The 11,430-nt window shown below is 40.1% G+C and carries 9 protein-coding genes and 1 rRNA gene; 6 read left to right on the top strand and 4 right to left on the bottom strand.

Translation table 11 applies throughout. The annotated features are described in order from the left end of the window. Positions 1-144 precede the first annotated feature (144 nt). Positions 145-1,554, top strand: a complete 1,410-nt coding sequence (locus O3598_RS09410; RefSeq protein WP_371442168.1) for an MATE family efflux transporter — start codon at positions 145-147, stop codon at positions 1,552-1,554. Between the two features lie 271 nt (positions 1,555-1,825). Here the strand turns inward: O3598_RS09410 and O3598_RS09405 are convergent, their stop codons facing one another. After that, complete coding sequence (locus O3598_RS09405) at positions 1,826-2,533, bottom strand: glutamine amidotransferase (protein WP_371442167.1); 708 nt, start codon at positions 2,531-2,533, stop codon at positions 1,826-1,828. A 194-nt stretch (positions 2,534-2,727) separates the two neighbouring features. Between O3598_RS09405 and O3598_RS09400 the strand changes: the two genes are divergently transcribed. From O3598_RS09400 to O3598_RS09390, 3 genes are all read left to right on the top strand, one after another. Beyond that, positions 2,728-3,747 carry an OmpA family protein gene (locus O3598_RS09400; RefSeq protein WP_371442166.1) on the top strand — a complete coding sequence of 340 codons (1,020 nt, stop codon included), beginning with the start codon at positions 2,728-2,730 and terminating at the stop codon, positions 3,745-3,747. Positions 3,748-3,953: 206 nt separating this feature from the next. Further along, entirely contained in the window at positions 3,954-5,075 is a 1,122-nt protein-coding gene (locus tag O3598_RS09395) for an AI-2E family transporter (protein ID WP_038124180.1), read from the top strand. Between the two features lie 68 nt (positions 5,076-5,143). Further along, the gene (locus O3598_RS09390) at positions 5,144-5,803 is read left to right on the top strand and encodes a PepSY domain-containing protein (RefSeq protein ID WP_287501045.1); all 660 of its coding nucleotides are present in this window, start codon (positions 5,144-5,146) and stop codon (positions 5,801-5,803) included. Positions 5,804-5,869: 66 nt separating this feature from the next. Here O3598_RS09390 and O3598_RS09385 read toward each other — a convergent pair whose 3' ends face one another. After that, positions 5,870-7,387 carry a dihydrolipoyl dehydrogenase family protein gene (locus O3598_RS09385; protein ID WP_371442165.1) on the bottom strand — a complete coding sequence of 506 codons (1,518 nt, stop codon included), beginning with the start codon at positions 7,385-7,387 and terminating at the stop codon, positions 5,870-5,872. Between the two features lie 183 nt (positions 7,388-7,570). Further along, positions 7,571-8,791, bottom strand: coding sequence for a serine/threonine transporter SstT (gene sstT, locus O3598_RS09380; RefSeq protein WP_316112609.1), 1,221 nt, complete (start codon positions 8,789-8,791; stop codon positions 7,571-7,573). Positions 8,792-9,076: 285 nt separating this feature from the next. On the opposite strand from sstT, the gene O3598_RS09375 reads away from it, so the two are divergent. Further along, complete coding sequence (locus tag O3598_RS09375) at positions 9,077-9,814, top strand: ubiquinone/menaquinone biosynthesis methyltransferase (protein WP_005377285.1); 738 nt, start codon at positions 9,077-9,079, stop codon at positions 9,812-9,814. Between the two features lie 158 nt (positions 9,815-9,972). On the opposite strand, the gene O3598_RS09370 is transcribed toward O3598_RS09375, so the two are convergent. Beyond that, on the bottom strand, positions 9,973-10,704 hold the full coding sequence (locus tag O3598_RS09370; protein ID WP_005383646.1) for an SIMPL domain-containing protein: 732 nt from the start codon (positions 10,702-10,704) through the stop codon (positions 9,973-9,975). 622 nt (positions 10,705-11,326) lie between these two features. Here O3598_RS09370 and O3598_RS09365 point away from each other — a divergent pair. Further along, a 16S ribosomal RNA gene (locus tag O3598_RS09365) occupies positions 11,327-11,430 on the top strand; the annotation flags it as partial.

Genomic DNA, 11,430 nt, shown 5'->3' with positions numbered 1-11,430 from the left:
CAAGAGGGTTCTTTGCATTTTTGATATAAGTTATTAGTTAAATTGCATAACATATGAATGACTTCTCATATGTTATATGATATAATACGGTAATATTATGGGAAATTTAATGTAATCCCTTTGGGTTTGTTATTGGGAGTCATTATGTTAACATCATTACAACGCTGGTTTTCAGTAGATACCATATTACCGATGAAGGATCGACTGGGACCGGTAGATACTACAAAAAACTTATATAATAAATACTTAAAAATTGCGTGGCCTGCGACTTTACAAGGGCTCATGATGCAGCTGATGACGGCCATTGATTTAGCCATGGTAGGCTCTTTAGGGGCCTCCGCACTGGCTTCGGTAGGTATTATGGGACAACCAGAAATGGTTATGCTCGTCATATGCCGTGCCTTATCGATTGCAGTAACCGCAATTATTGCCCGCCGTCATGGTGAAGGTGATGTAGATGGTATGAATGCGGTGTTAAAGCAATCCATTCTACTGAATTTTTTAATCTATATTCCATTGCTCGCTATATGCTTATTTAATTTAGAGCATATTTTGCGATTTACTGGGGCAGAGGATAGTTATATTGAAACCGCTGTTTGGTATGGTCGATTTATTGTCATGAGCCTTGTGTTCCAGTCCTTTAGCCAAATTGTAGGGGGCGCCCTCATCGGCTATGGTAATACCAAGGTTATCTTCAAATCCAATGTGGTAGGGAATATCTTAAATACGATTATGAATTTCTTCTTAATCTATGGTATTGCCTTTTTCCCAGAATTTGGTGTTATGGGCGCTGGTATTTCGACGCTCATCAGTAGTGCCGTTATCGCAGCATTGTTATTGCGAGCAATCTCGCAACATACCAAGACTGGTCTCACCTTGTTGCATCCGTCAAAATGGCGCTTTGAACGTTCCGTACTTCATACGGTGTTCCATGTAGGGGGCAGCTCATTAGGAGAACAGTTCTTTGAACGTTTTGGTATGTATACGTATACCATGATTGTTGCCTCCCTTGGTGCCGTACCGTTGGCTGCGCATTATGTGTGTATGAACTTGATGGATATATTCTACTACTTCGCCATGGGCCTTGGCTTTGCCGGCGCCTCTCATACGGGTCAAAACTTGGGGCATAAACGGCCTGATTTAGCGAAGGCCTTTGGTCGTATCGGCGCTCGCATGGGGCTCTTTGTAGGACTCGTTAGCGCGCTCATCTTTATTAGTGCTGGTCATTTGCTCGTACAATTTTATACTCGTGAAAGCGAGGTTGTCACACTGGCTACAGCATTGATGGGTATTATGGCCATTGCTGCCTTTCCTCAAGCACTACAGCAGGTCTTTGCAGGTGTGTTGAAAGGTGCAGGTGATACCTTTTACATCATGAAATATTCATTAATTAGTGTTGCCGTTATTCGCCCAATCATTACCTATGTGCTATGTATTACATTAGGTCTAGGCTTATATGGGGCATGGATCTCTCTATGCCTAGATCAATCGTTACGGCTTGTTTGCGCCTACATACGTTTTATAGGTGGTTCCTGGCAGCATAAGGTGGTATAGGTACATTGAAACTTTTAAAATAGTTTATGAAAGTTTTATGAAAAACTTCTTGCCTACTAATTAAGAATAGTATACAATACAGATGTGGAATAAATGACACGTTGGGGAACGTGTTATTTGTAAAAATCATCAATTTCACGTATATATGTAAGGGATATATATATGAATATAAAGAGGCATCGGCCAGTAGTGGTCGATGCCTCTTTTATATGTATACGCACATGACGTAAGCCCCAGATGGACTGGGGCTGTAGTATGTTTATGAGATTAATTATAAGTTATTGCTTTCTAGCCATGCGGTCATAGCTTTTTTACCTGCAGCAGGTAGTGACTCGGAGAATACTCGTGCATCTTCTCGAATCTTAGGAATATCAATGCCTGCATTACATAGCTCTGCGCAGTGGCCCACAAGCCAGCTTTCAATAACGGTTGGATCTGCCTCTAGGTGAAATTGCAATCCTAAAATATGATTGCCGATGGCAAAGGCTTGGTTAGGGCAGAGGTCTGTTTCGGCAAGGCGAACCGCATTTTCTGGGATGTCAAATTCATCGCCATGCCAGTGTAGAACCGGCGTATTGCCTAAGAGGGCTAGTGGTGTATGTTGACCTTCTGCAGTAAAACGCAATGGACCAAAGCCAATTTCCTTTTTGCCATGGCTCATAGGTCCTACGTGACCGCCCATGATGCGGGAAATAAGTTGGGCACCGAGACAGATGCCGAGCAATGGTTTTTTACTATCGATACGGGCCTTAATAAATTTGATTTCATCGGTCAAAAAAGGATAGATTTCTTCGTCGTATGCGCCAATAGGGGCACCACAAACGATGACAAGATCTGCCTTCGTTGCATCGTACTGGTTAAAGTCGGCAAGGGGCGCCTCAATATATTTTAAAGAAAAGCCCCGTTCTATTAATAAAGGTTCTAAAATACCGGCGTTTTCAAAGTGGATATGACGTACTACATAGGCTGTTTTACTCATGGTTCCTCCTTATAACTATGTACAACTATTCTATTGTCAGTATATCACATTCTATAGAATTTTATGTGAGAGGCAGCACAGATTCATGATAGTTTCATTGAAATATTGATTTTTTTCGAAGAGTTGTGTACAATAGAATTATCGTTAAAAAAGCCCTTATGTGTGTAAGGGTGATTAATGGAGGGAATAATACAATGAATAAAAAATTAGTAGCATTATTGGCTGTAGCTACAATGGGTATTTCTGTTGTAGGTGCTACACCACAAACACAATTTACAAAAGGTGAAACTCAAGTTGATCTTGGCGCTGCAAGCGTTGAAACTAAAGCAGACGGTTTTAAAGCTGCTCACAAATGGAATTTCGATGGCAATATCACTCACGCATTGCGCGACAAAACTGCTATCCAATACGGTTACCATGGTTTGAACTCTAAACATGTTGATTCCAACATGCAAGAAGTAAACTTGATTCAAACATTGAGCAAAAACTTTGCATTGTATGGTGGTTTTGGTCGCATTCATAGCGATGCTATCAACCATACAAACAATATCGCTCAAGTTGGTATTATCGGTAAAGCTGCTTTAGGTTCTAAAGTAGACGTATACGGCAAAGCTGGTATCGGTACAAAAGAAACTACAACTTGGGAAGCAGGTTTAGGTTACAAAGCAACTGATGATCTTGATATCAATGCTGGTTACCGTTATGTAAATACAAAAGCAACTGATAACCACAACGTATCCTTCCAAGGTCCTGTAGTTGGCTTGTCCTACCGTTTCGGTGGCGCTGAAAAAGCTGAACCTATCGCTGTAACTCCAGCACCAGCTCCAGCTCCTGTAGTTGAACACACTACAGCACCTGTACAAAAACCAGCTAAAGCTGATTACTATGTACAATCCATCTACTTCGATTCTGACCAAGACGTTCCTCGTGCAGACCAAGGTGCTAACTTACAAGCTGCATTGAACGCTGCTAACCAATACAAAAACGACCAAGTAAAATTGTTGGGCAATGCTGATACTGATGCTAACCCTCAATACAACATTGGCTTGTCCGAACGCCGTGTACAAGATGTTGCACAATACTTGGTAAATAATGGTGTAGATGCTAACCGTTTGATCGGTATCGCTAATGGTGATGCAAAACCTGTTGCTACTAATGCAACTGCAAACGGCAAAGCTGAAAACCGTCGTGTAGACGTTTTCATTCACCGCTAATTTGAGCTTTCTCAATTTAATCTAAGCCCATACAAGTCCATCTTTTCGTCTCTCTATATATTTTGAGTGCGATAAGATGGACTTTTGTGTTATACTAAATCTATTAGAAATACTACTGTACATATATAATCTGATCGTTGTCATATAGCTTTCATTTACATTGTGTACAATACTTACCATGTGTTTAGTAAAAGTGAGTTATTAGTATGGAAAAATTTAAATATTATAAGGAGCTTATCGGCGCGATTATCCTTGCAGGACTCATGATATTGGTGGCCTTGCGCATTAGCGATATAGCATCGGGCATCGATGCATTGATAACGGCCTTTGTACCGCTTATCGTAGGTGCCTGCATGGCCTTTGTCCTCGATATTCTCGTCGTCCGCTATGAACGTTGGTTATGGCCGCGTATCAAATCGGGGTGGCGGTATAAGATTCGTCGTCCGTTGAGCATTATCCTATCATTTGTGACGATTAGTCTCATTGTGTACTTTATTGCCCGTATGGCTGTGCCGCAGTTAGTGCATTCTATTACACTTATCGTGTCCGCAGCACCACAGCTATATCTAGACTTTCAACAATGGATTTATCATTTAAGTAATACCGTTCCATTGGCCTCGAACCCTACGGTATTAAATACCTTGAATGGTGAAAGTATAGTTAACTATACGCGTGAATGGGGGACCAAGGGTGGCACCTATGTGGTGAATACGATGGGCACGATTCTTTCGTGGACCGTAAATATTGCATTAGGTCTTATCTTTGCCATTTACATGCTACTCGATAAGGAACGCCTCATGTCGCAAGGTAAGCGTATTTTGAAAGCCTATGCATCTGATACGTGGGTGAATCGTGTAACCTATGTGACCAAGGTTGCTGTTCAAACATTTAGTAGTTTCTTTGTTGGACAGTTTATCGATGCCTTGATTTTAGGTATCATGGTTGGCGTTACATTATGGATTTGTAATATTTCCTATGCTACGACCATTGCCTGTGTTATTGGTCTCACCGGTTTAATTCCATTAGTGGGTATATATGTAGGCGGCTTGATGGGGGCAGTTATATTGCTTACCATTAGCCCTATGGATGCGTTGATTTACGTCATTATTCTAGAAGTTTTACATCAAATTGAAAGCAATGTGATCTACCCAAAAATCGTAGGTAATTCCGTAGGGTTACCTGGCTTATGGGTCTTTGCCGCTGTTATCATAGGCGGTAGTTTGATGGGTGTTACAGGCATGATTATAGGCGTGCCATTAGTAGCCACTTGCTATAAATTGCTGATGACTGACGTTGAAGAACGTTTAGCCTCTAATGAAGGCTTATAGCATTTATTAGCTGTAATATAAATAAAAATACAAGTTTGTAGAATCCGATTACTATTGGGAGGATTATAATGAATAAAAAATTACTATCTTTGGTTATGACTGGCGTGTTGGCCGTTGGTGTTTTTTCAGTAGTCACACCGTATGAAGCACAAGCGCGTAAGACTAAACCAGAAACAAGCACAGATATTACAATTAAACGTGCACCTGGTCAATCTGTTGTTATGACAATGAGCGAAATTGGTACGATTTTCCAAAATCGTTTCCCTAATGCAGCATTGCATTCTGTAGAATTGAATTCCAATGATTTGGCCTATGCTTACAAAGTAACTGGATATAGCAAATATCACGAATACAAAATGAAGATTGATATCATCACTGGTAATCAATCCGATATGAGCGAAGGTGGCAAACCTAAACGCGTTATTGGTGAAATCTTCAACAAAGATAAAGTTATCGAACCATCTCAAGCAGAAGCAGCTGCTAAAGCGCAATTAGGTGCAGATGCTGTTATGAAGGGCTGGAAGGTTGAAGCTCACAATGGTAAAGTTAATTACTATGTAACAATGCATCAAAATGGTAAGAAAACAGTAGTGACTGTTGATGGTAATACAGGTGCTTACATTGAACAAAGTAAAGCAACAAAATTACCTCCAGAACCAGATCAAGGTTTTGACAAACGCCGTACGAACCTCGTATGGGGCCATGATATCGTTATGGATAAAAAATAATATAAAAAATAGGGAGTCAATATCTAATGATGTTGACTCCCTATTTCATTTGTTAGGTACAATCGATTACCAACGGTTTTCGTAGTACGCTTGTGTCCACATAATAACCTCGATAAGAGATGGATGTGGACTCATTGTTTCACCTACGGTGATTACGGATCTAGGATCCATATTGCGCATAATACCTTTTTTACGCAATCGTTTTGTGCGCTCAGATGCGATTTCTTCATTGATAGCTGTCAATGGGGTTACACCGCTGTTCATAAGGTTAACGTATGGTTGGAATAGGATAGAGGCTTGTGGTCCGATTACGTGAATACCAAGGATATGGTTTGTATCTTTGTCGACCACGATTTTTACAAAGCCGTCGTTTACATCACCAGGATTAATGCCCATAGCATAGCCTTTGGCAGTAGAGGAGTAGAAGTTTTTGCCTGTGCCTACATTGTAACCAGCCTTAATTGCTTCTGCTTCGGTAAGACCTACGCTACCGATTTCAGGATAGGAGAAGGTAACTTTTGGCAACACGTCGTAGCGAGCCCAACGGAAATCTGCTTCATTTTTGGCGAAGTAAAGATTATGTGCAATGATATCCGCTTCGTAGTTTGCGCGATGACGGAATGCAGGTTCGCCGTTCACATCGCCTAACGCATAGATGCCGTCCACAGATGTTTCAAGAAACTCATTTGTTTTGATCCAGCCCTTTGGCCATGTTTCAATACCTGTATTTTCAAGGTGTAACTCTTCGGTAGCAGGGCGGATACCAGCGGCTACAAGAATTTCTTCCACCTTAGTTTCTGTGATTTCACCTGTTGTACGATCTTTTGTAACGACAACTTTTAAGCCATCTTCTTGGCGAACCTCTACGGTATCTTGATTTAGAATTATGTTAATACCACGCTCTCTATAATTGTTAAGGAGATGCTCGGACATATCCGCATCTTCCTTTGGTACTAGGCGTACATTATGCTGAATAATTGTTACGTCGGTACCAGCAGAGTCAAATACATGAGCGAACTCTACGCCGATAGGACCAGCGCCTAAGATGGCAAGGGATTTGTACGGTTGTTTCGGAAACTTATCGCCAAATAAACTTTCACTAGAAAGGAAGCCTGCCTCTTTTAGACCAGGTACATTTGGTATGTTACTATAACCACCAGTACCAAGAACGATGGTTGGAGCTGTGATTTCTACGATGCCAGATCCATCGTTAAGGTGGATGTTCATCACCTTATCGGACACAAAGCTTGCAGCACCGCGATATACATCTACGTTGTCATACGCGTTATAGTAATCATAGATGCCTGCAGACTTGTCAATCATATGCCATGTACGTTTAGCTACAGTGGCCCAATCCATTGTTGCATCGCCAACATTGACGCCGATTTTGCCGAACTCTTTTACCTCTTGTACAGCATTCGCAGCTGTTACCATAACCTTTGTAGGAATACAACCGCGAGTTAGGCATGTGCCGCCAAATTTACCTTTTTCTATGATAGCTACTTTTTTACCTGTTTTTATAGCAGCGTCAGCAACGATGGTTGCACCACCTGTACCCACTACAATAATATCGTATTGTTTCATGTTGATTCCTTTCTATATATATCTAGTAATAGTTATTATTATTAAATATATTATACCCTATTATATTGAAAATAATCAATATAGAAAATATATTGTTTTTGTTATTAGTGAAAGTTGGCGCAAGGGTAAACTTTCACAAAAAGAAAAGACGACCTCATGGATCGTCTTGTTCTATATGATGGTTTAATCCCAGTTTTCGTGATAGCCACGTTTTGCATAATCTGCAGTAGCAGTGAAGAGAATATCTGTACTAGAATTGAGTGCTGTTTCTGTGGAGTCTTGTAATACCCCGATGATGAAACCAACGCCTACTACTTGCATAGCCACATCGTTGGAGATACCGAATAGGGAACATGCCAACGGAATGAGAAGCAAGGAGCCGCCTGCTACGCCAGAAGCGCCGCAAGCGCCGATAGTAGCGATAACGGATAGAAGGATAGCTGTAGGTACATCCACGATGATGCCCAATGTATGAGCAGCAGCTAATGTCATAACAGTAATTGTGATTGCAGCACCACCCATGTTGATAGTCGCACCCAATGGAATGGATACGGAATACATATCAGGGTTAAGTTTCAAACGTTTAGCCAAGTCAAGGTTGACAGGAATGTTGGCTGCGGAGCTACGTGTAAAGAACGCATAGATAGCTGATTCGCGCAAACATTTGAACACCAATGGATATGGGTTACGGCGTAAGTAGATGAAGGATAAAAGTGGATTGATTACCAAGGCAACGAAAATCATGGAGCCTAAGAGTAATACGAGAAGTTGGAAGTAGCTGATAAGTGCTTCGATACCATTTGTTGCGATGGAATCAGCCACAAGACCCATGATACCAAGAGGCGCGAAGCGGATGATCCAACCTACTACAGTCGTAATTGCTTGAGAGATGGCTTCCATTACCTCTTTTGTATTCATAGGTGCATGACGTAGAGCACCACCGATGATAAGAGCCCAGCCTAAAATGCCGATGTAGTTAGCGGACATTAATGCTTTTACAGGGTTATCAACGATATTCTTGAGTAAAGTTTTCATGACTTCCGCAATGCCTTGTGGAGGCGCTGCATCAGCGGCACTAGCTGCTAGATGTAATGTGGTTGGGAAGAACCAGCTCACGAGTACGGCAAGTGCAGCAGAAAGGAATGTACCTAATAGATAGAGCGTAATTACGGAGCCCATACCTGTTTTTTGTCCGGAGCGATGTTTACTAATCGCCGCGATGACTAAGAAGAATACAAGGATTGGTGCAATACCTTTGAGGGCACCAACAAATAATACCCCTAATAGCGATAATTCGTTTGCAATATCAGGGACATAGAGAGCCGTCAAAATACCGATAATCATACCGATGATGATTTGTTGGATGAGGCTGACTCTATTAATGGATTTCATAAATCGATTCATAATAGACTCCAATACTTAATTAGACTACATAAAACAATGAATTCTGTCGTTTATCGAAGAGAAATAATAAATCCTCATAGAAAAGACATATGTCATTATATAACGAACATTGTTATAATTCAATAGATAAATACTAATTATATGATGCATTTTTTTCTATGTGAACATTTTGTAATTCTTTGTATATATAGTATATATATTAGAATTCGTCTAAGTTCTAGAATGTCATCGTTGGTTATGGTATACTGTCAACATGTGATATTCTTGATTATGAAAGTGGGTACCATGAATACTAAAGAATTTAACACGTATGAAGACAAAGAACAATTTGTGCAAGGTGTATTTTCTAATATTGCCAAACATTATGATTTGATGAATACATTGCTCAGCTTTGGGCAAGACTATTTCTGGCGTAAGTTCGCCGTTAAAGAAATGAATATTGGACCTTATCAACATGTGCTGGACGTAGCTTGTGGTACTTGTGTGTTTACGAAAGAAGCGTTGCGCCAAGAGCCGACTTTGACAGTAGAAGCATTAGACTTTAATGCAGAAATGTTAGAGCAAGGTCGTGAGCGTTTGGATCAAGCGGATTTGTTAGACCAAGTGAACTTGGTCCAAGGTGATGCGATGGCATTGCCTTATGCGGACAATACGTTTGATGCGGCTATGAGTGGCTTTGCAATGCGTAATGTACCTGATATTAAACAAGTGCTATCCGAAATGCAACGCGTTGTAAAACCAGGCGGCAAGGTGGTAGTCTTGGAATTAGCTAAGCCAAGTGCATTTGGGTTCAAGCAATTATATAATTTCTACTTCTCCTATATATTACCTATTATAGGCAAATTAAGTAAGGATAATTCTTCCTATGCCTGGTTGCCTGAATCCTTGCGTCGCTATCCTCATCAAAGCGAAATCTTAGAAATCTGGAAATCTCTAGGTTATGAAAATGCTACCTATACTGAATTAACTGGTGGCATTGTGGCGGTTCACGAAGGTGTTGTGCCAGAATCCACTACAAAATAATACAAAAATAAAGACCGTATAACATGGTTAGTATCGTATGTTATACGGTCTTTTGTTATGTTTGTTGTTTGAAAGTGATTGATTATAGACCGTAGTCGATTATGTTGCTAAAACGTAATGGACATAGCATGTAACTAACAATCTATAAACAATAGTTGTTATTGTAGATAGTATACAATATCTGCATCTTGAGATACGATTAACGATCCTTTTTCAACAGGTGTAGAAGTGCTAAGATTTGCAGCAAGCACTTTGGCACTGCGATAATAGCCTTGGTCGAATGTACTTGTTTCTGTGTTGCTAATGTTTACAGTTTTTACAGGACCTAAGGTGCGGCCTAGAGCAGCAGCAATTACCTCAGCCTTGTGTTGGCCGTTTTGAATGGCTTCTGTAGTTAAAGAATCGGATAGTTGTTGAGATGTGTCGTTTTGGAATGAAAGGCTGTTTATGTCATTTGCACCAGCATTGACAGCTGCGTCTACGACCTTACCTACACTATCCAAGTTGTTGATTTTAACTGTTACAAGGTTAGATACTCTGTATCCTGTATTAACGCGTTTGCCTTCTTGGTAATCATTAGTAGGATTGATTGAAATATTGGACGTGTAAATGTCTTTTTTTGCAACATTTAAATTTGAAAGTCTGCTAATAAGGTCGCTCATGATGCGATCATTATTTGACTTAGCGGCGTTGATATTTGTGTTTTCACTTGTAATGCCTAGTGTGAGTATTGCATAGGTAGGCGCCACAGAGCGGGAAGCCTGACCAGTGACATGGATTTCAGATGTATCAAATGATCCTTGTGGTGCTGCAAAGCTTGCTGTAGCCACAGAAGCACAAATAGCGGCCAAAGCAACTGTTTTGGTGAATAAGCGTTTTGAGAATTTCATATATCTCTCCTTATATAGTATTAAAAGAACGGGGGAAATACCCCAAAAAATATGATATGTATATCTTTATAAGTATGGTATTCATGTATATCATCGTAAGTTAAGTATATTGTACAAAATAGATTGCGTAAAATCAATATATTTTCTTGGAAAATGAGTTGAAAGTGAAGTTTTATAAAAATGAGAATTAGGGGTTGCATAGGTATGTGGTTTATACTATAATAACCATACAGTCGTTGAGGCGACTGTTTCTTAATGAGGAAACACTAGATACAATCTAGATTCTTTGTTAGTTATTTTTGAATTTTATGTAAATCCCTCACATAGAGGTAATTACAAAATTCTAAAAAAGATTATAAAAAGTGCTTGACACTGAATGGTCAACATGTTATTATAATCTAGTCGCCAGTTGGTGAAACACTTCAAGCGAAAGTGCTTCGGAGCTAGATGATATCTGGTCTAACTGGTACAGATCTTTGAAAACTGAACAATGATAGGTAATCAATCATATGATTGAACATATGCCAGAGTGCGGGTTTTGACAAAGTCAAAACCAACCATAATTCAAAGTTACATACATGTAACGACAACACATAATGAGCTATTCAAATAGCTTCAAGATATCTTGGAGAGTTTGATCCTGGCTCAGGACGAACGCTGGCGGCGTGCTTAACACATGCAAGTCGAACGAAGAGCGATGGAAGCTTGCTTCTATCAATCTTAGTG

The sequence above is a fragment of the Veillonella atypica genome, from assembly GCF_041431435.1.
Taxonomy (GTDB): domain Bacteria; phylum Bacillota; class Negativicutes; order Veillonellales; family Veillonellaceae; genus Veillonella; species Veillonella atypica.
The sequence above is the reverse complement of the archived record's forward strand: the minus strand, read 5'-3'. Positions and strand labels throughout refer to the sequence as shown.